The 24,812-nt window shown below is 59.8% G+C and carries 23 protein-coding genes; 14 read left to right on the forward strand and 9 right to left on the reverse strand.

Features of this window, described 5'->3' with window-relative positions:
* The first annotated feature begins 269 nt into the window (after positions 1-269).
* Both GTF44_RS22080 and GTF44_RS06575 read left to right on the forward strand, forming a co-directional pair.
* Positions 270-1,379: a CAP domain-containing protein gene (locus GTF44_RS22080; protein ID WP_253261159.1), complete on the forward strand. Its 1,110-nt coding sequence runs from the start codon at positions 270-272 to the stop codon at positions 1,377-1,379.
* A 642-nt stretch (positions 1,380-2,021) separates the two neighbouring features.
* Positions 2,022-2,591 (forward strand): hypothetical protein, encoded by a 570-nt coding sequence (locus GTF44_RS06575; RefSeq protein ID WP_171558409.1) that lies wholly within the window; start codon positions 2,022-2,024, stop codon positions 2,589-2,591.
* A gap of 78 nt (positions 2,592-2,669) precedes the next feature.
* On the opposite strand, the gene GTF44_RS06580 is transcribed toward GTF44_RS06575, so the two are convergent.
* Together GTF44_RS06580 and GTF44_RS06585 are read right to left on the reverse strand one after the other, a co-directional pair.
* Complete coding sequence (locus tag GTF44_RS06580) at positions 2,670-3,074, reverse strand: DUF6314 family protein (protein ID WP_367383362.1); 405 nt, start codon at positions 3,072-3,074, stop codon at positions 2,670-2,672.
* Complete coding sequence (locus GTF44_RS06585) at positions 3,071-3,409, reverse strand: hypothetical protein (protein WP_171558411.1); 339 nt, start codon at positions 3,407-3,409, stop codon at positions 3,071-3,073. The genes GTF44_RS06580 and GTF44_RS06585 overlap by 4 nt, the downstream gene beginning before the upstream one ends.
* Before the next feature lie 85 nt (positions 3,410-3,494).
* Here GTF44_RS06585 and purB point away from each other — a divergent pair, with 85 nt between their 5' ends.
* The 3 genes from purB to GTF44_RS06600 all read left to right on the forward strand — a co-directional run bounded on the left by purB (position 3,495) and on the right by GTF44_RS06600 (position 5,573).
* Positions 3,495-4,799, forward strand: coding sequence for an adenylosuccinate lyase (gene purB, locus GTF44_RS06590; RefSeq protein ID WP_171558412.1), 1,305 nt, complete (start codon positions 3,495-3,497; stop codon positions 4,797-4,799).
* Between the two features lie 56 nt (positions 4,800-4,855).
* On the forward strand, positions 4,856-5,275 hold the full coding sequence (locus GTF44_RS06595; RefSeq protein ID WP_171558414.1) for a VOC family protein: 420 nt from the start codon (positions 4,856-4,858) through the stop codon (positions 5,273-5,275).
* Between the two features lie 130 nt (positions 5,276-5,405).
* Positions 5,406-5,573, forward strand: coding sequence for a hypothetical protein (locus GTF44_RS06600; protein WP_171557015.1), 168 nt, complete (start codon positions 5,406-5,408; stop codon positions 5,571-5,573).
* 70 nt (positions 5,574-5,643) lie between these two features.
* On the opposite strand, the gene GTF44_RS06605 is transcribed toward GTF44_RS06600, so the two are convergent.
* The gene (locus GTF44_RS06605) at positions 5,644-6,846 is read right to left on the reverse strand and encodes a pyridoxal phosphate-dependent aminotransferase (RefSeq protein WP_171558416.1); all 1,203 of its coding nucleotides are present in this window, start codon (positions 6,844-6,846) and stop codon (positions 5,644-5,646) included.
* 181 nt (positions 6,847-7,027) lie between these two features.
* Here GTF44_RS06605 and GTF44_RS06610 point away from each other — a divergent pair, with 181 nt between their 5' ends.
* From GTF44_RS06610 to GTF44_RS06625, 4 genes are all read left to right on the forward strand, one after another.
* Positions 7,028-7,432, forward strand: a complete 405-nt coding sequence (locus tag GTF44_RS06610; protein ID WP_171558417.1) for a helix-turn-helix domain-containing protein — start codon at positions 7,028-7,030, stop codon at positions 7,430-7,432.
* A complete protein-coding gene (locus GTF44_RS06615) occupies positions 7,432-7,701 on the forward strand; it encodes a succinate dehydrogenase assembly factor 2 (RefSeq protein ID WP_171558419.1) in 270 nt (89 codons plus the stop codon). Before GTF44_RS06610 ends, GTF44_RS06615 begins: the two co-directional genes overlap by 1 nt.
* A 661-nt stretch (positions 7,702-8,362) precedes the next feature.
* A complete protein-coding gene (locus GTF44_RS06620; RefSeq protein ID WP_171558421.1) occupies positions 8,363-13,822 on the forward strand; it encodes an Ig-like domain-containing protein in 5,460 nt (1,819 codons plus the stop codon).
* 141 nt (positions 13,823-13,963) lie between these two features.
* Positions 13,964-14,461, forward strand: coding sequence for a MarR family winged helix-turn-helix transcriptional regulator (locus GTF44_RS06625; RefSeq protein WP_171558423.1), 498 nt, complete (start codon positions 13,964-13,966; stop codon positions 14,459-14,461).
* A gap of 236 nt (positions 14,462-14,697) precedes the next feature.
* On the opposite strand, the gene GTF44_RS06630 is transcribed toward GTF44_RS06625, so the two are convergent.
* From GTF44_RS06630 to ccmA, 5 genes are read right to left on the reverse strand one after another with little or no spacing between them, the layout of a single operon-like run.
* A complete protein-coding gene (locus GTF44_RS06630; protein WP_171558424.1) occupies positions 14,698-15,294 on the reverse strand; it encodes a DsbE family thiol:disulfide interchange protein in 597 nt (198 codons plus the stop codon).
* A complete protein-coding gene (gene ccmD / locus GTF44_RS06635) occupies positions 15,291-15,446 on the reverse strand; it encodes a heme exporter protein CcmD (RefSeq protein WP_216364877.1) in 156 nt (51 codons plus the stop codon). Before ccmD ends, GTF44_RS06630 begins: the two co-directional genes overlap by 4 nt.
* Positions 15,446-16,174, reverse strand: coding sequence for a heme ABC transporter permease (locus GTF44_RS06640; protein WP_145210132.1), 729 nt, complete (start codon positions 16,172-16,174; stop codon positions 15,446-15,448). The genes ccmD and GTF44_RS06640 overlap by 1 nt, the downstream gene beginning before the upstream one ends.
* A gap of 56 nt (positions 16,175-16,230) precedes the next feature.
* Positions 16,231-16,887 (reverse strand): heme exporter protein CcmB, encoded by a 657-nt coding sequence (gene ccmB, locus GTF44_RS06645; RefSeq protein ID WP_171558426.1) that lies wholly within the window; start codon positions 16,885-16,887, stop codon positions 16,231-16,233.
* Positions 16,884-17,507 carry a heme ABC exporter ATP-binding protein CcmA gene (ccmA, locus tag GTF44_RS06650; RefSeq protein WP_171558428.1) on the reverse strand — a complete coding sequence of 208 codons (624 nt, stop codon included), beginning with the start codon at positions 17,505-17,507 and terminating at the stop codon, positions 16,884-16,886. The genes ccmB and ccmA overlap by 4 nt, the downstream gene beginning before the upstream one ends.
* Before the next feature lie 235 nt (positions 17,508-17,742).
* Between ccmA and acnA the strand changes: the two genes are divergently transcribed.
* The 3 genes from acnA to GTF44_RS06665 all read left to right on the forward strand — a co-directional run bounded on the left by acnA (position 17,743) and on the right by GTF44_RS06665 (position 22,085).
* Positions 17,743-20,433, forward strand: a complete 2,691-nt coding sequence (gene acnA / locus GTF44_RS06655) for an aconitate hydratase AcnA (RefSeq protein WP_171558430.1) — start codon at positions 17,743-17,745, stop codon at positions 20,431-20,433.
* A gap of 102 nt (positions 20,434-20,535) precedes the next feature.
* On the forward strand, positions 20,536-21,336 hold the full coding sequence (locus GTF44_RS06660; RefSeq protein WP_171558431.1) for an arginine deiminase-related protein: 801 nt from the start codon (positions 20,536-20,538) through the stop codon (positions 21,334-21,336).
* Between the two features lie 32 nt (positions 21,337-21,368).
* Positions 21,369-22,085 (forward strand): SDR family oxidoreductase, encoded by a 717-nt coding sequence (locus GTF44_RS06665; protein WP_171558433.1) that lies wholly within the window; start codon positions 21,369-21,371, stop codon positions 22,083-22,085.
* Here GTF44_RS06665 and GTF44_RS06670 read toward each other — a convergent pair.
* Positions 22,073-22,894 (reverse strand): glycosyltransferase family 25 protein, encoded by an 822-nt coding sequence (locus GTF44_RS06670; RefSeq protein ID WP_171558435.1) that lies wholly within the window; start codon positions 22,892-22,894, stop codon positions 22,073-22,075. The genes GTF44_RS06665 and GTF44_RS06670 overlap by 13 nt on opposite strands.
* A 134-nt stretch (positions 22,895-23,028) precedes the next feature.
* Between GTF44_RS06670 and GTF44_RS06675 the strand changes: the two genes are divergently transcribed.
* Together GTF44_RS06675 and GTF44_RS06680 are read left to right on the forward strand one after the other, a co-directional pair.
* Positions 23,029-23,787 (forward strand): glycosyltransferase family 25 protein, encoded by a 759-nt coding sequence (locus GTF44_RS06675; protein WP_171558437.1) that lies wholly within the window; start codon positions 23,029-23,031, stop codon positions 23,785-23,787.
* Positions 23,784-24,812 carry a glycosyltransferase gene (locus tag GTF44_RS06680; protein ID WP_171558438.1) on the forward strand — a complete coding sequence of 343 codons (1,029 nt, stop codon included), beginning with the start codon at positions 23,784-23,786 and terminating at the stop codon, positions 24,810-24,812. Before GTF44_RS06675 ends, GTF44_RS06680 begins: the two co-directional genes overlap by 4 nt.

Raw genomic sequence — 24,812 nt, forward strand, 5'->3', positions numbered from 1 at the left:
CAAACGAATTGAGCCAGAGTGCCACCCCTTGCGGCCTGAAAGAGTAGCGCCAATGCGGGCCGCTCGGCGGCATTCCGCATAGTCCCAGCAGAAAAATTCTCAGCGAAGTCCTGCGATGGCCTCGCGCCGTTTTTGGCAGTTGCTGGCTGGTTTGCAGGCGCGGTTTTGCCGGTGATTGCGCTTGTACCGGTCGGCGCTGTTGGTTGGCCTTCCAACCCTAGGCAATGAAAGGCAGACCTATGTCACTTGCGAGCGAAACTGAACGACAGATGCTTGATCTGATCAATGTGGAGAGGGCCAATGCCGGTCTGAACCCGTTGAAACTGAACACTCTCCTCAACCAGTCCAGTGAGGATCACAGCACCTGGATGATCAACACCGACACATTCTCCCATACCGGACAGGGGGGATCATCCGCCACGGATCGTATGCAGGCCGCAAACTATCCGTTTGAAGGCTCGTGGGCGTCTGGCGAGAACATCGCCTGGCAGTCCGAACGTGGCGCAGATGGGATTGCGGATGATGTGATCCAACTTCACCAAGGATTGATGGAAAGCCCCGCGCATCGCGCAAACATTCTCAACCCCGACTTCACCGAGATCGGGATTGGCATCGAACGTGGCGACATGGAGGGCTTCGACTCTGTTGTTGTGACACAGAACTTTGCGCGGACCGATGGCGATACCTCTGGGTCCGTCGAACCCGATGCCGCGCCAGAGCCCGTGCCAACACCTGAGCCAGATCCGGCCCCTGCACCAGACCCGACCCCAGAGCCGACCCCCGATCTGGCCCCAACGCCAGAGCCCGAGCCACAGCCAGATCCCACACCCACCCCGACACCAGAGCCAGATATGGTCGGTTGCGACGACACAGATGTGCAATTTGGGACAACCGGCGATGATGAGATCACGGCCGAAGGCGATTGGGCGATGGTCTTCGCAGATGCTGGCAATGACACGGTCACGGGGTCGGACGGTCACGACTATCTTGATGGCGAGGCAGGTGACGACGCATTGACGGGCGAGCAGGGGGACGACGCTCTGATCGGGGGTGAGGGCAACGATGCTTTGGACGGCGGCGAGGGGATGGATTATCTCGTCGGAGGTGCCGGTGACGACATCATGACCGGCGGATTAGGTGAAGATGTCTTCCATTTCATCGGTGGCAATGACAGGATCACCGACTTTGCCCTTGGCGAAGATGTCCTGGTCCTTGATGCGTTCCTTGTCAATTTTGGCATCGCTTTCGAAGCAGCCTTCTCCGATGCCGCCGAAGTGGTCGATGGCAATGCGGTTGTCGATTTCGGTGATGGCAACGCGCTGACACTGGACGGGATCACAGATGTCGCCGAGATGGACGTCTTTTGGTTCATGTGCTGATCAAGCAGGCGTCGATGTTTGATTGAAGAGAGGGCGCGGCAAGGAAACGGGCCGCGCTCTCGAGGCTGATGTCGTTCAAACGAGCGCGACCGAGATACCAAACTGCACCGTATATCTGCGGTGCTGGCGATGACATGCCTAACGGCGTTGGAAATTCCTCGAGAAATGGGTGGGAGCAGAGAGCATTCGAAGAAACCGATGGCCGCCGAGCCAATCGGCGGCACCATTAATACGAGCGATGGCGGATTTCTCTAACACACGGCTTGGGTGGCAGCGGGCGAATAGCGCGATCAACCAGACCCGGGCGTGGGTGTTTGCTTAAGAGCACCCAAAGCGACGGGGATCTGTAGGCTTGGCGACGGTTCTGTCTGATATCCGATCTCCTCGGGCGGTTTGATCAAAATCAATGTGTTGGTTGGGGTTCCGGCCATAATTCAAACAGTATTGAGGAGATTGTTGCGACGAAACTGAGCGATGTGAATCTTTTCGAGCCGTCCGACGGTTCGGTGATCGCCGGGTGTCACGAAACACCGTCAGTCGAGATCGTAGATAATCAAAGAACCTACGGCCTGTTCAAACAGAGAAGCCCTTTGAGAGACTGTTAAATCGTTATGGATGCTGGGGTTTGAGGAGCGTGGTCATATGAGGTTTGTTCTTTCGGTATTGATGATTTTTGTGCTGGTATCATGCAGCTTCGAACCTCAAGCTCCTAGGGTTCAGATACAAGATGGGCTGGAGATTGATGGTGATATTCAATGCACATCGCCTTTGGAAAGGCCGGATCTCTTTGAATTTGGAACTCTTGTGATTGGCGATCTTTCGTTTGAGAACTCTCGTTATACGATTCATTTTGAATCTACCGAAAACCGACTGACCATAGAGGATTTGCAGCTTGGCTGCAGTATTTCACTGGTTTCCCATTATTTTGACTCGCCGCCGCGCCGACCAGTTATTTCTTCCCTGAGCGATAGGGCATCTCCATATTGGGCTGAGATAGATCGCCGCCTTAGCTCAGCTTATGATGAGTGCGAAAGACACGATTATGCCCCTCGCCCGAGAGTTGATGACCCAGGCGCCGACGCCATCACCTTTTCCCGATGCGGTCTCTTCGTCGATCAACATTCTCTAGAGATAGAGATTGGATCACATGCAGATAACATCGCCATATATGGTCTCTTTGGGCATATATTCATATGGAAACCTCGAGAGTAGCTCGCGACAGCTCTATATCTCATCAACAACAGATCATGACATTCATTCTGGTCGTTCATCACCAGAGAAACTGAGAACCTATCGACTATATCGACTGAAAATCACCGCGTCCTTGCGCGGGCCGGTCACCTGCCAGCGGCTGGACCATCTCGGCGAGTCGGCAAAGTCATAGCGCACGCGGTAGCTGTCCGGTGCGCAGAAATGGTCGGCTTCGGGCGTTGTCGGATCGACCTTATGGAATGGGCGGCCGTCCTCGAAGAACACCTCAAGCCCATGGGTCCCATCGCGCCAAAGATAGCGCCGCTCGGCCTGCATCGGGGGGGCATCGCCATAGTGGAGCAGGCCGGTTTCGATCTGCAAAAGCCCGTCTCCGTCCGGCACCCAATGCGCTTCGCCGGTCAGGTGCCCGGTCAGCTTCGCCCGGCGATCCTCGATCTGGCGCTCGAGCCGCCAGACGCCCTCAAGCGCGGCCAGAGAAATCACTCGTCAAACACCCCGGATGAGACATTGCCCCAATCGTCGATGAAGCGGAGCGCGGTGGCGCCGTCATACTCGACATCATAGCAATCCCATTCGTCGCCAGGCGGCCATTGGCTGCAATAGCGGCCCTCCTCGGCACGCCAATAGCCCCAAGAGGTCTCGCCATAGCGGTAAAGCGTGCGACCGGAGGGCAGGAAGCGCTGGAAAGCGTCGTTTTCGTAGATCAGGTCGTGAGTGGTCAGAATCTCGGTGATCCCGGCATCATCAAGCCGGACCCAATCGTCAGCCAAAGCGACACCCGGAACGAGCAACGCCGCCAGTGCCAAAACGCTCCGCATCCTCCTGCGACCTCCTCGTGCCTTGTTCCTTGCGCCTCACCGCCATATGAGAGCGCCGAATGCCCCCGAAAAGCAAGGCCTGCCCATGATCCCCCGTTACGCCCGCCCCGAGATGACCGCCATTTGGGACCCCGCCACCAAGTTCCGCATCTGGTATGAGATCGAGGCCCATGCCTGCGATGCACAGGCCAAGCTTGGCGTGATCCCGCAGGAAAACGCGGATGCGGTCTGGAAGGCCAAAGATGTGGAGTTCGACGTGGCCCGGATCGATGAGATCGAGGCGGTCACCAAGCATGATGTCATCGCGTTTCTCACCCATCTGGCCGAGATCATCGGCAATGATGAGGCGCGGTTCGTGCATCAGGGCATGACCTCGTCGGATGTGCTCGACACCACGTTCAACATCCAACTGGTGCGTGCGGCGGATATTCTGTTGGCCGATATGGATCGGCTCTTGGCGGCGCTCAAGACGCGCGCGCTGGAGCATAAGATGGATGTGCGGATCGGGCGGTCACATGGCATTCATGCGGAACCGACCACTATGGGCCTGACCTTCGCGCGGTTTTATGCCGAGATGGATCGCAACAAAAACCGGCTGGAAAAGGCCCGCTGGGAGGTGGCGACCGGCGCGATTTCCGGCGCGGTCGGGACCTTTGCCAATATCGACCCGGCGGTGGAAGAGCATGTCTGTGAGCAGCTTGGCCTGCGGGCGGAGCCGATCTCAACCCAGGTGATCCCGCGGGACCGGCATGCGATGTTCTTCGCCACGCTTGGGGTGATCGCCTCCTCAATCGAAAACATCGCCACCGAAATCCGGCATATGCAGCGGACCGAGGTTTTGGAGGCCGAAGAGTTCTTCTCCAAGGGTCAAAAGGGGTCCTCGGCGATGCCGCATAAGCGCAACCCGGTTCTGACCGAGAACTTGACCGGTTTGGCGCGGTTGGTGCGGATGGCGGTGGTGCCGGCGATGGAGAATGTGGCGCTTTGGCATGAGCGCGACATCTCGCATTCCTCGGTTGAGCGCGGGATTGGGCCGGATGCGACGGTGACGCTGGATTTCGCCCTGAACCGGCTGGCGGGTGTGGTCGAAAAGCTGGTGATCTATCCCGACAATATGCTCGCCAATATGAACAAGTTCCGCGGTCTGGTGATGAGCCAGCGGGTGCTTCTGGCGCTGACCCAAGCCGGGGTGAGCCGGGAAGATGCCTATCGCCTGGTGCAGCGCAACGCGATGAAGGTCTGGGAAGAGGGCAAGGATTTCAAAACCGAGCTTCTTGATGATGCAGACGTCACCGCCGCGCTTAGCCCCGCCGAGATCGAAGAGAAGTTCGACCTGGGCTATCACACCAAACATGTGGACACGATTTTCGCGCGGGTGTTCGGCGACTAAGACTTGACGATGTTCGCTATATGTTCCAGGCTGTTTTCAAACCAATGGAGACAGACATGAAGCCGCGCATCAGCATGATCACCCTTGGCGTCAAAGACCTGCCACGCGCGGTGGCCTTCTATCGCGATGGGCTGGGTCTGCCGAAAATCGACAGCCCGCCCAGTGTGGCGTTTTTCAATCTCAACGGCAGTTGGCTGGGCTTGTTTGGCCGCGATGCCTTGGCCGAAGATGCCGGCGTTTCAGGCGCGGGGCAGGGGTTTTCCGGTGTGACCCTGTCGCACAATCTTGCGTCTGAGGCAGAGGTCGACGCGCTTTTGGAGGAGGCCGTTGCGGCGGGCGCCACGCTGGTCAAAGCCGCAGCAAAGGCCGATTGGGGCGGGTATCACGGCTATTTCAGCGATCTGGACGGGCATCTCTGGGAGGTGGCTTATAATCCATTTGGCTGGATTGGCCCTGAGGATACGCCGTCCGTGTAACTGCCTGAGCCGGTGTTCTGGCGGCGCTTTGTCCTGCATGCGCGGCAAGGCTGATTGTCTTTTGGCCGATCCGTGCTAGGCTTTGACCTGCAAGAGACGAGCTTAAGATCGACCAACAGGGAGACGCCTGATGCGTATCAAGACCCTTCTGGCCGCCTTGGCGCTGATGACAGCCCCAAGCTTCGCCATCGCCGAATGCAGTTGGGGCCACGGCAGCAATGAAGCTTCGATCAGTTGTGCTCAGGGAACGACCTGGGATGCTGAGAGCCAGCGCTGCGTGACAAGCGTCAGCAGCTAAAGACCGGGAGATATGATGGGAAAACACGCGCCCCAAAACGGGTGGCGCGTGTTTTCCTGATCGTGACGTCTTAGCTCAGCCCCGCGCAGAACTCTTTGATGCGCGTGCAGGCGTTTTTTAAGTTGTCATCCGAAGTGGCGTAGGACACGCGGAAATTCGGGCTAAGCCCGAACGCGCCGCCAAAGACGACGGCCACGCCTTTTTCCTCCAGCAGCGCGGTCGCAAACGTCTCGTCGCTATCGATCACCGTGCCCGCCGGTGAGGTCTTGCCCATGCAGCCCGCGATCGACGGGTAGACATAAAACGCGCCCTCCGGTGTCGCGCAGGTGATGCCCTCAGCCGCGTTCAGCATCTCAACGACCAGATCGCGGCGACGTTTGAAAATCTCATTGTTTTCAGGGATGTAATCCTGCGTGCCGTTCAGCGCCTCGACCGCCGCCCATTGGCTGATCGAGGAGGGGTTGGAGGTCGATTGCGACTGGATTTTCCGCATCGCTTTGATCAACTCTTCGGGGCCGGCGGCATAGCCGATCCGCCAGCCGGTCATCGCATAGGCTTTGGAGACGCCGTTACAGGTCAGCGTGCGGTCATACAGCCCAGGCTCCACTTCCGCCGGCGTGGCGAACTTGAAATCGCCATAGACCAGATGCTCATACATGTCGTCGGTCATCACCCAAACATGCGGGTGGCGCATCAACACATCGGTCAAACCTTTCAGCTCCTCCGCCGTATACCCCGCGCCGGTTGGGTTGGAGGGTGAGTTGAAGATGAACCATTTGGTTTTCGGCGTGATCGCGGCCTCAAGCTGTTCGGGCGTCAGCTTGTAACTGGTCTGCGCCTGGGCCTCAGCAATCACCGGCTCCCCCCCGGCCAGGAGCACCATATCGGGGTAGCTCACCCAATAGGGCGCGGGGATCACCACCTCGTCGCCTGGATTCAGAGTCGCCATCAGGGCGTTATAAAGGATTTGCTTGCCGCCCGTACCAACAGAGACCTGGGCGGGCGTGTAATCAAGCCCGTTGTCGCGTTTGAATTTGGCGCAGATCGCCTGTTTCAACTCTGGGATACCGTCCGGCGCGGTGTATTTCGTCTTGCCCGCATCGATCGCGGCTTTTGCGGCATCTTTGATGTTCTGAGGCGTATCGAAATCGGGTTCGCCCGCACCCAGACCGATCACATCCTTGCCTGCAGCCTTCAACTCGGCAGCCAGGTTCGAAACCGCGATGGTCGGCGAGGGTTTCACACGGGACAGAGTGTCAGACAGGAAGGGCATCGGCGGTCTCCGGGGCTGGTCGGGCCGCGTCAGGCGGTCCGGTTTACATCAGGCAGGCCCATGCTTAGGGTCGCGCCGCGTCGCAATCAAGCGTGGAAACGGCGCATCGACGCGGATCATGGGCTGGTTAGATCGCAAGAATGGCCCCATGACCCGCACCGCATCTGAAGCAGGAGATCCCATGACCCAAGAGGCAATACTCGGCGCAGGCTGGTTTGACGAAGACACGGCGACCTTTGGCGACCGTCTGGCCGGTGCGCGTGATGCCGCCGGGTTGAGCCAGGCCGAGTTGGCGCGGCGCTTGGGAACCAAGACCAAGACCATCAAGGGTTGGGAAAACGATCAAAACGAGCCCCGGGCCAATAAACTGCAGATGGTGGCGGGGCTGTTGAACGTGTCGATCATGTGGCTCCTGACCGGGCAAGGGGAGGGGCTGGACGGCCCTGAAATGGTCGAGAGCTTGCCCACAGGTCTTGAAGACATGCTGACCGAGATGCGCAAGCTGCGCGCCGAGCAGGCGCAGATTGCCGAGAAAATGGGCCGGTTGGAAAAACGCCTGCGAGGTGCCCTGGCAGAGACCTCCTGATGCAAGAAGAGCCGCGTGACATTCGCCTAAAACGTCTGAAAATGCGGGCCGAGCATCGCGGGATCAAAGAGATGGATTTGATCCTGGGCGGGTGGGCGGCGGCGCATCTTGCAACCGCCTCCGACGCAGAAGTGGACCTGTTTGAGGCCATCTTGGCTGAGGCCGATCACGACCTTTACAATTGGGTGACGGGGCAGGCTGTTGTGCCAACGGCCTATGAGAATTTCATGGCTGAACTGTCCAAAACGATCAGTGGCGACAACGCCTAATCCCCGGCTTTTCGGCATGCGTGGCTCGCAATAAAACCCGTTTCGAGCGTTCCCACCGCCACTGGGGTGGATATCCCTTTCGACAATTTTCTCTTTAAATTTAACCGTTTATTAATGTTTGGTTAAGACATCGTAACCTGGGGTTACAAGTCTTGGTAGTATAATGGCCAAACGGAATGGGCGATCTGGTCCGGTCCCAGTGGCATTCGAACGATCGGATGCGTGGCGATGGTTTGAACGCTCCAGCGAGGGACGTTGCGCAGGTCTTTTCCACCGGCTGGCGACCATTGTCTTTGTCGTTGGACTTGCCGCACTGGGCAGCGCTTTCGCCGCAGTCCGCGCGGAGGCAATTTCCTGTTCAGTAGTCTCCGAGCCGGATGCGGCTGGTCGAACGCTATTTCAACGAATTGACTTTGGCGCAGATAGCTGCACGCCAATCGGATCTATCCCAAGCGACGGTGTTTTGATTGCGCTCACGGTGCCCCCCGCGCTGAGCGACAACATATATGACTTGATGTTCCGGATTCAGCCAAGGGCCGACATCTCTGATGTCTCACTTGACTGCGCCACATCTTTTGGCACGTCGACAGCGCCGCCCTTCTACCTGGCGTCTTATCGGGCGGACGTGGATGGACTGCCGAATGCATGCACCTTGCGTTACGTGGCTGATGTGACCGCCGTGACGGTTGAGTTCACGGCGACCGTGACGACCGATGGAAGCACAAAGACGGCCAGCCTAGATGTCACGAGCGTGCGCGAGGGCAGCAGCGCCGATACTGATGCACCGACCATCACCAGCCTGACACGGATCCGCCCGACGACAGAGTTGACCGGTGCCGTGCCGGAACTGGTCTGGCAGATTGCCTTTGATGAGGACGTCCAGAATGTCGATGTCAGTGATTTTGTCGCGACCGGAGGGGAAGGCTCTCTTGGTCTGCGTCGACTGACCGACCGCCAATATGAGATCACCTTTCAAGGCGCGGCGCTTATGTCCGGTAATGGGGCGGTGAAATTGAGCTTGGTGCCGGGGCAAGACATCACCGACTTGGTGGGTAATGCACTGACCGAAACCGCCCCGACCGGGGCCAATGAACCGAGTTTCATTTTGGATACGGCGCGACCGAGCCCCACGATCAGCAGCAGCGCAAGCGCCGCGACCAATCTCGCGGTGATCCCGCTGACAATCCAGTTTTCAGAAGCCGTGACCGAGTTGACCGTGGGTGATTTCATCGTCTCCGGCGGCGCGATCAGCGGGTTTTCAGGAACCGAAGCGGATTACAGCGCAAACCTGACCCCCTCGGGCGACGGTGTAATAACGGTCGACCTTCCGTCCGCCGCTGCATTGGATCAGGTGGGGCAACCCAGCCTGGCGGCGGAGACCTTCACGATCACATCGGATCGCCGCGCGCCACGTGTTGCGTCGATCGAACGCCGTACACCAAGTGATGCCTTGAGCAATGCGGACAGCCTGACGTGGCGGGTTGTGTTCGACGAACCCGTAACCGGCGTCAGCGCGGAGGATTTCACGCTCTCAGGAACCAGTGCGGATCTGTCTGTGGCCGCGATCGACTCAACTCAATATGACGTAACAGCCTCTGGCGGTCTTCTGGCGAGTTTCGAAGGCACCGTCAGCTTAGCGGTGACCGGGAGCGCGGCGATACAGGATCTGGCCACAAACTCGATCAGTGATCCGCAGCCGGTCGGAACAAATGAGAGCTATATGCTCGACAACATCGCCCCCGCCATCAGCTTGAGTTCAACCACGCCCGATCCGTTCGCCGAGGGCGATTTAACCCTTGTGATGCAAAGCGATGAGGTGATCCCAGGGTTTGGAAGCGGCGCACTTCAGATCACCAACGGCACGCTTACAAGTCAAAGCCAACCTAATGCGCGCACCCTGAACATCGTCATCACCCCGACCGACCCCGGACCTGTGACCGTGCGATTGCCAGCCGGTGCGTTTGGCGACGCCGCCGGGAATACAACCGGCGAAGCGACCCTATCGCGGGAATATGGCCCCGATGTCACCGCACCGCGGCTGGTTTCCGTCACGCGACTCCAGCCCGCGACAACGCCAAGCAACGCCGATACGCTGAACTGGCGCTTGGCATTCGATGAGCCCGTCATGGGTTTCGATGCCAGCGATTTGTCGATTGCCGGGGCTGTGCCCGGGACCGGGACCGTTGTGGTCAGTCCGATAACCGACATGCTCTATGATGTTGTGGTCTCTGGGGGAGATATCCCGTCTCTGAGCGGGACGGTCACCTTAGGTTTCGCGGTGGTCCAAAACATCACCGATCTCGCGGGCAATGCGCTCGCCAATCTCATCACGAGCAGCAGCCCGGATACGCGGGAGGCGCTTTTGGACAACACGGCGCCTGGCGTTACTCTGTCGAGCGGCGCCGCATCGCCAAGCAACGCGGCCAGCTTCCCGCTGATGATCGTCTTTGACGAGCCGGTGAGCGGCTTCGGTGATGGCGATGTGAGTGTCACGGGTGGCACGATCAGCGCAATTTCAGGCAGCGGCGCGACCTATAGCGCAACACTAACGCCGAGCGCCGATGGGATGGTGACGGCAATGGTCAATGCGGCGGTGGCTGTTGATGCCGCCGGCAACGGCAATCTCGCGGCCACCGCCCTTAGCATCCTGTCCGATCGGACCGTGCCAGACGTTGCGATATCCGGGCTGTCCGCTCTTATCACGGAAGCGGTGCCGCTGACCGTTCGCTTCTCCGAAGACGTCACTGGCTTTGTGGAAGCTGATATCGCGGTTGAGAACGCCACACTCTCTGGGTTTGCCGGGAGTGGCCGCGCCTATTCCGTGACCTTGACCCCAGATTCCGATGGTGCCGTCTCTGTTCAGGTTCCGGCAAGCCGGGCCGAGGATGCGGCGGGAAACGGCAATCAGGAGAGTGGAACGATAGCAGCGACAGCGGATTTAAGCCCGCCCGGCGTGTCGATCACCGGGCTTCCGGCCCTTCTAAACGGAGCCGCGACAATCACCGTGACATTCGATGAGCCCGTGAGTGGGTTTGACATCGCTGATCTGGTGCTCAGCAATGCTTCGGCCAGCGATTTGTCCGGAGCCGGTGCGGTGTATCAGGTCCTGCTAACACCTCTAGCCGATGGCCCGGTGACCGTGGGCGTCAGGGCAGATGCGGCCCAAGATCGGGCAGGGCGGTTCAATACCGTCTCGAACACTGCCACCGCGACCGCAGATTTGAGCGCCCCGTCGGTGATGATCACGGGGGTTCCGCCGGATCTGGCGGGGCCAACGCTTGTGACGATCCGGTTCAGCGCGCCGGTGACCGGGTTCACGGTCGCAGATTTGACGCTCAGCAATGCGCAGATCAGCATGTTTTCCGGGAACGGTGCAGAGTATCAGTTCACACTGACCCCAGAGGCGGACGGCCCCGTCAGCCTATTGCTGCCAGCCAATGCCGCTATCGATGCAGCGGGCAATGGCAATACAGCCCCCAATCCAATTTCTGCATTGGCGGATATGTCCGGCCCGACGGTCAGTGTTTCTGCTTTGCCGCCCATGATCACCGGCTCAACCTCAGTGAACCTGACGTTTTCAGAGCCGGTATTCGGCCTTGAGCTGAGCGATTTCGAAACCGTCAATGCACAACTGTCCGCGCTGACGGGCACGGGCAGCAGCTATACGCTTCAGATCACACCAGATGCGGATGGAGCGGTCTCGCTGCGCCTACCTGCCGGGCGGCTGAACGATGCGGCGGGAAATCCGAACCTTGCATCTGACTGGGTTGGCAGCGTGGCAGATATCTCCCCTCCGACCGTAACACTCTCGCCCCTGCCATCCGTTTTAGGGGCGCCGGTGCAGGTTTCTATCACGTTTAGCGAGGCGGTTTCCGGTCTTGAGGTCGCCGATTTCACGACCCTGAATGCGATGGTGTCGAATCTGTCTGGTGGCGGGGCGGGTTATCAGGTGACGCTCATCCCATCGGGGGACGGGCCCGTCGAGATGCAGTTACCCAGTGGTCGCGTTTTTGACGCTGCCGGTCATGCGAATGTGGCTTCCTTGGCCATCAACAGTGTTGCGGACATGACCGATCCCACGGTCAATATCACGCCATCGGTGACAACAGTCGCTGGCGCGCAGCCGATTACCATCGCATTTGGCGAACCCGTCATTGGATTCACGTTGGCTGATATCGTCGTCGCAAACGCGACGCTCACGAATTTCTCCGGAAACGAAGCGGTTTATACGGTGACGCTGACCCCAGAAAGCAATGGCCCGATCTTTGTTTCGATCCCGGAGGGCGTTGTAACTGACGGCGTGGGGCGGCCCAATCAAGCTTCGGATTTGTGGACAAGCCTGGGCGTCGTGCCGAAACCGACTGTGTCGATCACGGGGCTACCTAACCCAATCCTCGGACCGGCGCTTGTGCAGATCAGATTCTCCGAACCGGTCACTGGGTTCGAGCTTGGTGATATCCAAAGCAGCAATGCCGCCTTGTCGGATTTCTCCGGCTCCGGCGCGGATTATGCCGTGCGTGTGACCCCCCAAAATGAGGGTGCGGTTTCGCTTGGTATTCCCGAAGATGTGGCGGTCGCGACAAGCGGAGCTGGGAATGAAGCCTTTGTGATGCCGTCGGTGTTGGCGGACCTCACGCCGCCAACCGTTTCTTTGAGCGGCACACCAGCGCCTGTGGGCGTGGCCTACATGATCGCAGTTGTCTTTTCGGAACCGGTGACGGGGCTCGACCTCTCCGATTTCGTGACGGTCGGTGCAACCGTGACCCAACTCACGGGCAGCGGTGCTGTGTATCAGATGCAACTCACCGCGACCCAGATGGCGCATTCCGTTCGACTGCCTGAAAACGCCACCCAGGATGCCGCAGGTCGTGGGAACCGAGCCTCCACAGCATTCGAAATCGTCCCTGACGGACACCCGCCATCGCTTCAGATCAACGGTATGCCATCTTCATTAAGGGCAGGTGAACCGGTGACGCTCAGGTTCGACTTTTCGGAACCCGTCGTCGGCTTTTCATCGAACGACATCAATCTGATAAATGCGGTGATGCTGGGAATGTCGGGCGGGCCGCAACACTATTCGGTTGAAATAGCCCCCACGGGTGAGGGGCCTCTGAGCCTCAATGTGGCCGGTGGGGCCGCGCATGATGCATCGGGGCAGGGGTCAATGCCGGCGCGCCTTGCAGCAATGGTTGTCATCGATACAACGCATAGCGATGAGATCAGCGATTTCCTACAAGCGCGCTCCCGCGATTTAATCGCGGGTCAGCCGGGGCTTACGGAGTTCCTCAGAGGCCGCCAGTCGGGCCAGGTCATCGCAGATGTCAGCCGGGGGCAGGCCAGTTTGGATCTCCAGACCAATGGCGGAGGCCCAGTTTGGATGTCTTTCCAAGCGTCGCGCAGCGAAGATGACAGCGGGCAAGACGCGACCTATGCCTTGGCGGTTTTCGGCAGTCATTTGGAGCTTGGTCCGACCGCCATACTCGGTGCGATGCTGCAATTCGATCATGCTCAGATGATCGGCAACGGCGGTGTCGAGATTGAAGGTGACGGCTGGCTCCTCGGCCCCTATTTTGCGGCACATCTTCCGGGCCAACCGCTCTATTTTGAGGGGCGGCTGTTGAGGGGACAGGTCAAGAATACCCTAGCCCCGGCGGGGGGTGTCCCTGAGCAGTTCGAAGGGACGCGCTGGCTGGCCACATTGGCTGTAAGTGGCGCGCATCATGGCGAAAACCTCAGCACCTATCCAAGCCTGACGTTCAGCAGGGTCCACGACCGGCAAGATGCTTATTCCAATAGCGCGGGCGCCTTGGTCCCGGCCCAGAGGATCGCGTTGAGTGAGCTATCGCTTGGCGTGGATTTTGAGATGCCCTTTGCGCTGGATGCAGGAGATTTGACGATCACCTGGGGTGTTTCGGGTATCATGTCTCAGATCCACGGCGGCGGCGAAGCCTCAGCCTTTGTAACCGAAGAGGAGACTGTGCGCGGGCGTCTTGATCTCGGTTACATGCTTGATAACGGCCGCGGCCTGACATCCAACGCGCGCGCTTTCATGGACGGGATCGGGAGCAGGTCGGGTTTGGTGAGCTATGGCGTTGAAGCCGGATTCCAGCTCGAATTCTAAGAGTTCCGCCAAGGTCGCGGGCGGATTTTTGCCGGTTAGACGTCGGAAATCTGCCGCCTCGACGCAAATCCGGCGAGGTCTTAACTCCTTGTTGGTCTTTTTCCCGCATCTCTTGAATCGAGCAGATATGCGGAGTCACAAATGAGTATGCACGCCCCTGTCGCGGAGACGTCCAACCACGGTTTCATCACCGGGTATCTGGAATCCTTGTCTTTGGTAGAGCGGCTGCACAGGCTTCTGCTCGATGTCATCAAAGATGAGTTCGAACGCCTTGGTTTATTAGAGATCAACGCCGTCCAAGCGCTGCTCTTGTTCAATGTCGGCGATAATGAAGTCACTGCGGGGGAGTTGAAGACCCGGGGATATTACCAGGGCTCCAACGTTTCCTATAACTTAAAGAAGCTCGTCGAAATGGGATACATGCACCATCAACGCTGCGAGATCGATCGCCGCTCGGTTCGGGTGCGATTGACCGAGAAAGGGCGCCATGTGCGCGATGTGGTGGCTGATCTTTTCGGGCGTCATGCCGATGGCTTGCAATCGCATGGGGTTCTGGGTCCTGATGGGATTAATCAGATCAACCATTCTCTGAAACGGGTCGAGCGCTATTGGGCGGATCAGATTCGGTACATCTATTGAGCATCTCGGCTGCGCCGCCCGCACTAACAGCAGACCCAATTGTCCATCGCAGCGATAGGGTCCCGGCGGTCGCGTACATGCCTTCGGCCTGGTTCCGGATGCTGTATCGGCATCGGCGTTGAGGGGTCGGCTGACTTTGTCAGGGGCAGGGCTCAGATATTCGCGAACAGAAAAACTGGCTCAACCGTTTTGCCCGCATCTGTCGCAAGTGGTCGCCACTAGATACGATGTGAGCCCTAGCTATCAGAGGCTGCGTCGCTGGTGCCTATCGCCAGAGTATATCCGGCCGCTTCAAGGGCCGGGAGAATCTGGTTCTCCAACGAGCGGGCCAGAACAGGGCCGCGGAAATGGTAAACCACAACACCTTCATCATTGATGAAGAAGGTTTCTGGCATCGCGACGACCCCCCAATCCCGACCGTTATGGGCCAACTCATCCCGCCCGATCCTGTCATAGGGATTGCCAAGCTCGTCCAAAAACGCCAGCGCCTGATCGTATCGATCCCGGTAGTTGACTCCGAAGAGCGGGTTTCCGGCTTCGGCCAGCTCGGTCAGAACCGGGTGTTCCGCACGGCAAGGTGGGCACCAGCTCGCCCAAAAATTCACGATGATGAGGCCATTCCCCTCAAGATCTTCCCGGCTCAGAAGCGCGGTTCCCTCAAGCGGCGCCAGTTCCAGATTGGGGGCAGGCCGCCCCTCTTGCGCCGAGCGCAAGGCCATCGTGTCCACGCCATGCTGCAGATCGTCCTGATTCATCATCAACTGAACGCCTGCGATCCCGAAGAACCCGATGGTCAACACCACGGGCAGAACCATCAACCAATTGACTTTCATGTGGATTTCCCGCGTCGTTCTTCGACAGAGTTCAGCCGCCTCTGAACCCGTCGTGCCTGCCAAATAGAGACGACAACAACCAAGATCAACAGTGCCAGAGACCCCGCATAGGCGGACAACACCTCTGTTGCGTATCGGCCCAGATCCGGCATCACGCCATCCTCTCTTGCGCAATCAGCGCTTTCAGCCGTCGCGCGCGAATTTCGGTCTGGGTGCGATACAGTACGAGGGCCAAGAACAAAAACCCGAAACCGGCGATGCAGATAACCAGCGGATACCAGAACACATTTGAGATGTTTTGCTCCGCATCGAGTGACAGTGTTGCACCTTGATGTAGACCCTGGTTCCAGAAGAGCAGCGCATAGCGGGAAATGATCGCAAAGACCGATCCCACGAGGCACAGCACCGCCGTTAGATCAGCCGCGCTATCGGGGTTCTCGATCGCCTCCCAAAGAGCCATGTAGCCAAGATAGAACAGGAAGAGGATCAAGAAAGAGGTCAGGCGCGGGTCCCATTCCCACCAGGTGCCCCACATCGGCTGGCCCCAGACCGCGCCGGTGAAAAGCGCGATGAGCGTAAACACCATACCCACGGGCGCGGCGGCCTTGGCGGCCAAGGCGCTGACATGGTGGCGTCGGATCACCCAGACCAGGGAGGTGATCAGCATCATCAACCAGGCGTTGATCGCCATGAGCGCCGCGGGCACGTGCAGATAAATGATTTTCACCGTTGATCCCTGACGGAAATCATCCGGTGTGAAGAAAAAGCCCCAGATCAGTCCGACGCCCAAGCAGAGCGCCGCGATGCCTGCGACCCATGGCAAAAGAGCGCTCGAAAGCGCCATGAATTTTCGCGGATTTGCGTATTCCCAGAACGACATGGGCGCGAATGTAGGCGGGGCTGTGAGCGCTCACAATATGCCAAGGGCGCGCAGGGCTAGCGCAGATTGACGCGGAGGGCGGCGGCGGCCGCGAAGGGCAGGGTGGCGATCGTGACCAAAGTGATACCGGCCAGAAGCGCCAGCGGGGTCATGGCGTCAAGGCCAGCGCCGCCGCGCGTGACCACCAAGGCGCCGAAGATCAGGGTCGGGACATAGAGCGGCAGGACAAGTAGCGACAAAAGCAGTCCGCCGCGTTTCAACCCCACGGTGAGCGCGGCACCAAATGTTCCAATGGCGCTGAGCGCGGGGGTGCCAATGGCCAGGGACGCCATGAGCCAGCCATAGCCGGGCGCGGGCAGGTTCAAGAGCAGCCCAAGGATCGGCGCGGCCACAACAAGTGGCAGGCCCGTTGTCACCCAATGCGCCAGGGCCTTCACCGCCGCGACATTTTCTAGCGGCAGGGGGGAGGTGGCCAGCAGATCAAGCGAGCCGTCCTCCCAATCGAGTTGAAAGACGCGATCAAGCGACAAGAGACAAGCCAGGAGCGCGCCGAGCCAGAGGATGCCGGGGGCGATGGTGGACAAGACCCCAGTGTTCGGGCCGACCCCAAAGGGCACCAAGACGGTCACGATCAGAAAAAAGGCGAGGCCGAGGCCAAAACCACCGCCCGCCCGGATGGCCAGCGCCAAATCGCGTTTGAACAGACCCATCATGCGAAGGCCTCATCGCTGAATGGGTCACGCTCGGGCAGGGATTTGGCCATGAAGGGGCTGATGTCGAGGATGTCGGCTTGCGGCAAGCCGAGGTCGATATGGGTGGCGATAATCGCGCTGCCGCCAGCGGCCAGATGGGTGCGAACGGCGGCGGCAAACCGGGCGACATTGGTCGTGTCGAGCGAGACGGTTGGCTCGTCCAGGCCCCAAATCGGCCGTCCTGTGACCAGAAGCCGCGCCAAGCTGAGGCGTCTTTTTTGCCCGGCAGACAGCTCGCCCGCAGGGCGGTCCAGAAGCTCGGTCAAATCAAAGGCGGAGATGGCGGCGTCGATCCCGGTTTTGCCGAACACACCAGACCAGAACCGCAGGTTTTCGGCCACGCTCAACTGCGCTTTCAATCCGTCCGCATGGCCGGCATAGGCGAGGCTGTCTGGCGCGGCCTCAATCTGTCCGTTTAGAGGTGGGGTTAGCCCCGCAAGGGTTCGCAATAACGTCGTTTTCCCCGATCCGTTCGGCCCACGCAGGATCAATGCCTGCCCCGGAGAAAGGGTAAAAGACACGCCCGCAAGCACTTGCAGCGACCCGCGTGCGCAGGCCAGATCGGTGACCGTCATATGCATCGTGTCGAGGGGTAGCGGAAAGATCGGGGCGAGGGAAGGGTGGCCACCTGCGGCAGAGCGGCCAGAACGGCGGACTCACCCGGGGCCAAACGCGATACATCTTGAAAAACGGTATGCAATTGCATACAAAAAGTGTCGCACCCCGACCGATCAGCCTTGATCGGCTCCGATCTTGGTGGCATAGGCCGGGGCAGCACCAACCCAATTCCACTGGATTATAGGGAGGCCTAGCCCCATGCCCATCATCGTTGGCCACGACACATCCGGCACCCGCAAATCGCTGAAGGTCGGCGACAAATCATACGCCTATTATTCGATCCCCGCCGCCGAGGCCGCGGGTCTTGGCGATTTCTCGAAACTGCCTGCCGCGTTGAAGGTGGTTCTGGAGAACATGCTGCGCTTCGAAGATGGCAAGACGGTGAGCGTGGAGGACATCAAAGCCTTTGCGGAATGGGCGCAGAAGGGCGGGAAGAACCCGCGCGAGATCGCCTATCGCCCTGCGCGCGTCTTGATGCAGGATTTCACCGGTGTGCCGGCGGTGGTTGACTTAGCTGCGATGCGCGACGGTCTGGTCGCACTTGGCGGCGACCCGGAAAAGATCAACCCGCTGAACCCGGTTGATCTGGTCATCGACCACTCGGTGATGATCGACGAGTTCGGCAACCCGCGCGCGTTCCAGATGAATGTGGACCGCGAATACGAGCGCAATATGGAGCGCTACACCTTCCTCAAATGGGGCCAGTCGGCGTTCAACAACTTCCGCGTCGTGCCGCCGGGCACTGGTATCTGCCACCAGGTGAACCTGGAATATCTGGCGAAAACCGTCTGGTCCGACACCGATCAGTCGGGTGAGATGGTGGCCTATCCCGACACGCTGGTCGGCACCGACAGCCACACCACTATGGTCAATGGCGCTGCGGTTCTGGGCTGGGGCGTTGGCGGGATCGAGGCCGAAGCCGCGATGCTGGGGCAGCCAATTTCGATGCTGATCCCCGAAGTCGTGGGCTTCGAGCTGACCGGGGCGATGGTCGAAGGGACAACCGGCACCGATTTGGTGCTGAAGGTGGTCGAGATGCTGCGTGAACGCGGTGTTGTCGGCAAATTCGTTGAATTCTACGGCGCGGGCCTCGACACCCTGCCTCTGGCGGACCGGGCGACGATTGCCAATATGGCGCCGGAATATGGCGCGACCTGCGGCTTCTTCCCAATCGACGGTGAGACGCTCCGCTATCTGCGGAACACCGGTCGCGACGAAGACACGGTTGCGCTGGTCGAAGCTTACGCAAAAGAAAACGGGTTCTGGCGCGGCGCAGATTACGCGCCGGTCTACACCGACACGCTGCATCTGGATATGGGCACCATCGTGCCCGCGATCTCGGGTCCGAAACGGCCGCAGGACTATGTCGCGCTGACCGATGCGAAAGCGGCGTTCACCCGCGAGATGGCGGAGACCTTCAAACGCCCGATGGGCAAAGAAGTGACCGTTGCGGGCGAGGGCTACACGATGGAATCGGGCAAGGTTGTCATTGCCTCGATCACCTCCTGCACCAACACGTCGAACCCGTATGTGATGATCGGCGCAGGGCTTGTGGCGCGGAAAGCCAATGAACTGGGCTTGAACCGCAAACCGTGGGTGAAGACCTCGCTGGCCCCTGGCTCGCAAGTTGTGTCGGCCTATCTGGAAGCGGCGGAGCTACAAGACGATCTCGACGCCATCGGCTTCAACCTCGTGGGTTATGGTTGCACCACCTGCATCGGCAACTCCGGCCCGCTGCAAAAAGAAATCTCCGAGGCGATTGCCGAGGGTGACTTGGTGGCCACCTCGGTCCTGTCGGGCAACCGGAACTTCGAGGGCCGGATTTCGCCCGATGTGCGCGCCAACTACCTCGCCTCGCCGCCACTCGTTGTGGCCTATGCGCTGGCGGGGACGATGGATATTGATCTCGCGAATGACCCGATTGCGCAGACGCCGGAGGGCAAGGATGTCTATCTGAAAGACATCTGGCCGACCCAGGCCGAGATTGCCGAACTGGTCGAAAAGACCGTCACCCGCGAAGCCTTCATCGAGAAATATGCCGATGTCTTCAAAGGCGACGAGAAATGGCAGGATGTCGAGACGACCGACAGCCAGACCTATGATTGGCCGCCGAGCTCGACCTATGTGCAGAACCCGCCCTATTTCCAAGGCATGGGGATGGAGCCGGGGATCATCACCGATATCGAGGGCGCGAAAGTCCTGGCGATCTTGGGCGACATGATCACCACCGACCACATCTCGCCCGCGGGCTCGTTCAAAGACACCACGCCTGCCGGGCAGTATCTGGTCGACCGTCAGGTGCCGGTCAGGGAGTTCAACTCTTACGGCGCGCGGCGTGGCAACCACGAGGTGATGATGCGCGGCACCTTCGCCAATATCCGCATCAAGAACGAGATGCTGGAAGGTGTTGAAGGCGGCTATACGCTTGGTCCCGATGGGCAGCAGACCTCGATCTTCGATGCGGCCATGGCGCATCAGGCCAATGGCACGCCGCTGGTTGTGTTCGGTGGGGAGCAGTACGGTGCGGGCTCGTCTCGCGACTGGGCTGCGAAAGGCACCAACCTCTTGGGTGTGAAGGCTGTGATCGCCGAGAGCTTCGAGCGGATCCACCGTTCGAACCTGGTCGGCATGGGCGTGATCCCGTTTGAGTTTACCGGCGGCGATACGCGGTCGTCTTTGGGCCTGAAAGGGGACGAGACGGTCTCCATTTCTGGTCTGGCCGGCGATCTGAAGCCGCAGGATATCGTGCCTTGCACGATCACCTATGCCGATGGCACCAGCAAAGAGATTCAGCTGAAATGCCGGATCGATACGGCGATTGAAAAAGAATATGTCGAACATGGCGGTGTGCTGCATTACGTGCTGCGCAACCTGGCGAAAGCCGCGTAAACAACGCCCGCAAGACATCCCGCAGCAGCCTCCGGCGATCCCGCCGGGGGCTGTTGTCGTTTCGGGCTTGCAATCGTAAGGTCTGCGGTCAGATTGGAGGCCATGACTGGTCACTCCGTTACCTTCACCCATGCGCTCTGCCGTGCGCCGTCCCGATCCGTCACGGATGGGTTGCGCGCGGAGGATCGGGGCGCGCCGGACGCGGATCTGTTTGCCGCAGAGCATGCCGCATATGTCGCGGCCTTGCGCAAAACCGGGGCTGAGGTGACGGTTCTGCCACCGCGAGAAGACTTCCCCGACAGCGTGTTCATCGAAGATCCGGCGCTCTGCCTGAACAGTGTGGCGATTGTGTTGCGGCCCGAGGCCCCAAGCCGACGGGGAGAGGCCGCGATGCTGCGGCCGGATTTGATCCGCCTGTTTCCGGAGGTCCGGGAGCTTGACGGTGAGGGATTTGTCGATGGCGGCGATATCCTGTGTTCCGACACCGAGGTGATGGTCGGCTTGTCAGCGCGCACCGATGCGGCGGGCGTGGCGGCTTTGCGCCCGATTGTCGAGGATCTGGGCTATCGCCTGCGCATGGTCGAGACGCCGCCCGAGATCTTGCATTTCAAAACCGAAAGTAGCCTTCTAGACCCCGAAACGATCCTGGCCTCGCCCAGGCTGGCGGCGACGGGCTGTTTCGATGGCTACAAGGTGATTGAGACCGCACCGGGCGAGGAGGGCGCGGCCAACGCGATCCGCTTCAACGCGCCGGTGTTTTTGTCGGACGGGTTCTCGCAAACGGCGGATCGGCTTGATGCGGCGGGCTATGAGATTTGGCCGATGCCAACGACCCAGGCCGCGTTGCTGGATGGCGGGCTGTCTTGCATGTCGTTGCGCTATTCGCTGCCGTCAGGCGCCTAAGCCATCTGTAGCCTTCAATGGAGGAAGATGAAATGACGGACCAAGTGTGTTTGATCACTGGCGGAGCGGGTGGCATTGGTAGGGCGATCGTCGAACGGATGTTGCGCGCCGGGCGGCAGGTCGTCTTCACCTATGTCAGCCGCGAGGCTGAGGCGCGGGAACTGGAGGCCACGCTTGGCAACCGGGTCGAGGCGGTGCCCTGTGACCTCCGCGAGCCGGGTGCTGCCGAGGCGCTTGTGAAAGACGTCGCGGCGAAGGCGGGGCGGCTGGATGAGATTGTCTGCAACGCTGCTGGCGTCGCGGAGGGGCCAGATGGCGGCGTGACCGAGGCCCATCGTGACATGATCGAGGTGAACCTCACCGCGCCCATCGCGATGATGGATGCCGCGCGGGCAGTGCTGCCGAGGGGCGGCGCGATTGTGAATATCTCCTCGCTCAATGCGATCCGCCCGCCTGTTGGCGCAGTAGTCTATACGGCGACCAAGGCGGGCCTCGATGGCGCGACAGCGGCTTTTGCCCGCGAGTTGGGGCCTCTCGGAATCCGTGTGAATGCGGTGGCCCCAGGTCTGATCGAGCGGGTGGAGAAGCCGCGCCCGCAGGAGATCATCGATATGGTTTTGGAAGAGACGCCGCTTGGCCGGATTGGGCGACCGGAGGATATCGCGGGTGCCGTCGCGTTTTTGCTCTCCGAAGAGGCGTCCTTCATCACCGGGCAGGTTTTGACCGTGGCGGGCGGCTATCGGCTCTGAGCGGGTGGGGTCTCGGCGAAGGCCACATCCACCAGTGTCGCCTGGCCGGTGAGATATTGCAGCACTTGACGCGGGGCCTGGTTGACCTCATTGGCGCCGCGCCGGAGCGTCCGCAGCCGTTTGCGCCACCCTTTGGGCCGGATCGCTTTGCCCAAGGGCGCGATATCAGAGTTGTAATCATAGGCGCGTTGTGTCGCCATGGCGGGCACAATGATCGCGGGTTTCAGCGCCCGGCGGAGCGGTGACACGGTGTCATTGAACAGAAAATGATCAATCGGCACCCGGATCTTCCCACGCCAGGCGAGCGCGGCCTCGGCACCCGTGCGTGAGAGGATATAGGCCCCGCCGCCCACATGGCGGGACATCATCCGGTGGATAGCGCGGCCCGTCGGTGTCGCGCCGATCTTGGGGCCGAGCAGAAGCCGCGAGGCGCCGGCGCCGAATTTCTCCAGTTTCACCGCCTCGATGCCCGGCGGGATCCAATCCGCATGGTCTAGAACCGATGCCAAGTCTTCCGCCAGATAGATGTCATCTTCCAGAAACAGGGCATGGCTGGCCCTGCTCTCCAGAAAGGCTTGCCAGGCCCAGCTATGACTGACGGTACAGGCGCGATCCCCCTGGCCAAGCTGCCCAAGGGGGCCGCTGCTGTGGATCACGCTGGCAATCGCTGCCTCGGGGGTGGTGGTCGCATCGCAGGCCTCTTGCCGGATGAACGCCACATCGCGCTCCGCCAGATGGTCGCCAATCCGCTTCAACCGGTCGGGGCGGCGGGTCAGATTGATCACATAGATGGGGAGGGATTGGGGCATTTGCGTCCAGACAAGCAGGGCAGGCCGACGTGTTCTGTCATGAAAGCGCGCGCGGGGGCAAGTCTTGGGCGGGTGACTTGTTTTCGTGCTCCGCCGGGCCTAAACCGGCACGAATACCCGCGTGGGAGAGTTCCATGGCCCCCTGGCCGTCCTATGTCATCAACTTGGCCGAGAATACCCGCCGGATGGAGACCAGCTCCCGACAACTGGAGGCGGCAGGTCTGCCCTGGCGGCGGCTCGAAGGTGTTAACGGATGGGCGATGGACGACAGCGCATTGGCGAAAGTCTATGACGCAGATCGTAACGCTATCGCAGCAAAACATCCGTTGGTTCCGCCAGAGATCGGCTGCTATCTTAGCCATATTGCGGCTTGGCAAGCGATCGCCGAAGGGGACGCGCCGGGCGGGTTTGTTTTTGAGGATGATTTCGCGGCCAGTGATGATCTTGGCGTTGCCCTGACGCATTTGAGCGCAGCTCAGGATGACTGGGATATGGTCAAGCTGTTCTCCTTTGATCCTGCACCAAAAATGATCGCGACCAAGCCACTTGGCCCATTCAAAATTGGCATTCCGTACCGTGTACCGACTTGTCTGATCGGCTATGGCGTCACCCGTGAAGCGGCCCGCAAGCTCGTGGCGCGAGCGATACCGTTTTTTCGGCCGGTGGATGAGGATCAGAAGTTTTTTTGGGAAACGGGCCTGCGAGTGGCACTTATCTTGCCGCAGCCGGTTCTGGTTGGGGATCAGCAGGCAGAGACAGGTACGATTGGCGAGACGCGCCGTTCAACAGCGCCGGGGCGGACCGGCTTGGCTGGGGCATGGCACAATCTGAAATATCAACTGGGTTACGAGACGCGGCTGCGGTTGGCTCGGTTCAGAGGACAAGGGCAATGAGCAAGAAAATCCTCCATATGCATTTCGGCAAAGATGGTGGAGCCGAGCGGTTTTTCGTGAACCTTGTTCAGGGCTTTGGCGTGCGCGGTGCCGAGCAGCGTTTTGTCACCCGCCCCGGACGCATCTGGAAAGACGAAATCGCCCCTTTGGGTCCGATTATGGAAAACCACTATCGCCGCTTGTCTATATCGACGCCTCTTTTGACCTGGCGGGTCCACCGGATGATCCAGCGTTGGCAACCTGATGTGATCATGGCGTGGATGTCGCGGTCGTCTCGCCTGATCCCGGATTATCCCGGAGCGGTGAAACTGACCCGTCTTGGCGATTACCCGCGGCATTTGCGTCATTTCCGGTACAACGACCTAATCATCGGGAATACGCCCGGCATCGCGCAGGCGTGTCGCGATTTGGGATGGCAAAAACCTGCGCTGGTCATCTCGAACTTCGCGCGCGAGATTACGCCGGTCCCGATCAGCCGGGTGAGTGTGAACACGCCAGACGACGCTTTTGTAATCTGCGGGTCGGGTCGGTTTGTGCATCGGAAGGGCTTCGATGTGTTGATCCGGGCAGCAGCCAAGATCCCGAATGCCTGGCTCTGGTTGCTGGGCGAGGGGGAAAAACGGCCCGAATTGGAAGCGCTGGTGGCGGAACTCGGCATGTCCGAGCGGGTGCGGTTTCTTGGGTGGGTCGACGAGCCGATGCACTATGTGGCCGCGGCGGATGTGTTTGTGATGCCATCGCGCCATGAGCCCCTCGGCAATGTGATTTTGGAGAGCTGGAAGGCACAGGTGCCGACGATTTCTACGAAATCCGAAGGGCCAAGCTGGTTCGCAACCGACGGGCAGGATTGCTTGCTGGTTGATATCGATGATGTAGACGGGACGGCCGCCGCTATTGAGCGTGTTCGGGATGAAGAGGGCCTGGCGGCAAACCTGGTGGCCGCAGGCACAGCGACGCTTGAAGCGAAATTCACTAAAGACCGCGTGCTCGACCAGTATTTCGAAATCTTCAATGGCGGCTACTGA

This window comes from Roseobacter sp. HKCCD6576-2 (assembly GCF_013179285.1).
GTDB classification, from domain to species: Bacteria; Pseudomonadota; Alphaproteobacteria; order Rhodobacterales; family Rhodobacteraceae; genus Rhodophyticola; species Rhodophyticola oceani.

Excerpts from the sequence above, each read along its gene's own strand:
- GTF44_RS22080 (WP_253261159.1), top strand. The coding sequence starts at position 270 with ATGCTTGATCTGATCAATGTGGAGAGGGCCAATGCCGGTCTGAACCCG.
- GTF44_RS06575 (WP_171558409.1), top strand. The coding sequence starts at position 2,022 with ATGAGGTTTGTTCTTTCGGTATTGATGATTTTTGTGCTGGTATCATGC.
- GTF44_RS06585 (WP_171558411.1), bottom strand. The coding sequence starts at position 3,409 with ATGCGGAGCGTTTTGGCACTGGCGGCGTTGCTCGTTCCGGGTGTCGCT.
- purB (WP_171558412.1), top strand. The coding sequence starts at position 3,495 with ATGATCCCCCGTTACGCCCGCCCCGAGATGACCGCCATTTGGGACCCC.
- GTF44_RS06595 (WP_171558414.1), top strand. The coding sequence starts at position 4,856 with ATGAAGCCGCGCATCAGCATGATCACCCTTGGCGTCAAAGACCTGCCA.
- GTF44_RS06600 (WP_171557015.1), top strand. The coding sequence starts at position 5,406 with ATGCGTATCAAGACCCTTCTGGCCGCCTTGGCGCTGATGACAGCCCCA.
- GTF44_RS06605 (WP_171558416.1), bottom strand. The coding sequence starts at position 6,846 with ATGCCCTTCCTGTCTGACACTCTGTCCCGTGTGAAACCCTCGCCGACC.
- GTF44_RS06610 (WP_171558417.1), top strand. The coding sequence starts at position 7,028 with ATGACCCAAGAGGCAATACTCGGCGCAGGCTGGTTTGACGAAGACACG.
- GTF44_RS06615 (WP_171558419.1), top strand. The coding sequence starts at position 7,432 with ATGCAAGAAGAGCCGCGTGACATTCGCCTAAAACGTCTGAAAATGCGG.
- GTF44_RS06625 (WP_171558423.1), top strand. The coding sequence starts at position 13,964 with ATGAGTATGCACGCCCCTGTCGCGGAGACGTCCAACCACGGTTTCATC.
- GTF44_RS06630 (WP_171558424.1), bottom strand. The coding sequence starts at position 15,294 with ATGAAAGTCAATTGGTTGATGGTTCTGCCCGTGGTGTTGACCATCGGG.
- ccmD (WP_216364877.1), bottom strand. The coding sequence starts at position 15,446 with ATGCCGGATCTGGGCCGATACGCAACAGAGGTGTTGTCCGCCTATGCG.
- GTF44_RS06640 (WP_145210132.1), bottom strand. The coding sequence starts at position 16,174 with ATGTCGTTCTGGGAATACGCAAATCCGCGAAAATTCATGGCGCTTTCG.
- ccmB (WP_171558426.1), bottom strand. The coding sequence starts at position 16,887 with ATGATGGGTCTGTTCAAACGCGATTTGGCGCTGGCCATCCGGGCGGGC.
- ccmA (WP_171558428.1), bottom strand. The coding sequence starts at position 17,507 with ATGCATATGACGGTCACCGATCTGGCCTGCGCACGCGGGTCGCTGCAA.
- acnA (WP_171558430.1), top strand. The coding sequence starts at position 17,743 with ATGCCCATCATCGTTGGCCACGACACATCCGGCACCCGCAAATCGCTG.
- GTF44_RS06660 (WP_171558431.1), top strand. The coding sequence starts at position 20,536 with ATGACTGGTCACTCCGTTACCTTCACCCATGCGCTCTGCCGTGCGCCG.
- GTF44_RS06665 (WP_171558433.1), top strand. The coding sequence starts at position 21,369 with ATGACGGACCAAGTGTGTTTGATCACTGGCGGAGCGGGTGGCATTGGT.
- GTF44_RS06670 (WP_171558435.1), bottom strand. The coding sequence starts at position 22,894 with ATGCCCCAATCCCTCCCCATCTATGTGATCAATCTGACCCGCCGCCCC.
- GTF44_RS06675 (WP_171558437.1), top strand. The coding sequence starts at position 23,029 with ATGGCCCCCTGGCCGTCCTATGTCATCAACTTGGCCGAGAATACCCGC.
- GTF44_RS06680 (WP_171558438.1), top strand. The coding sequence starts at position 23,784 with ATGAGCAAGAAAATCCTCCATATGCATTTCGGCAAAGATGGTGGAGCC.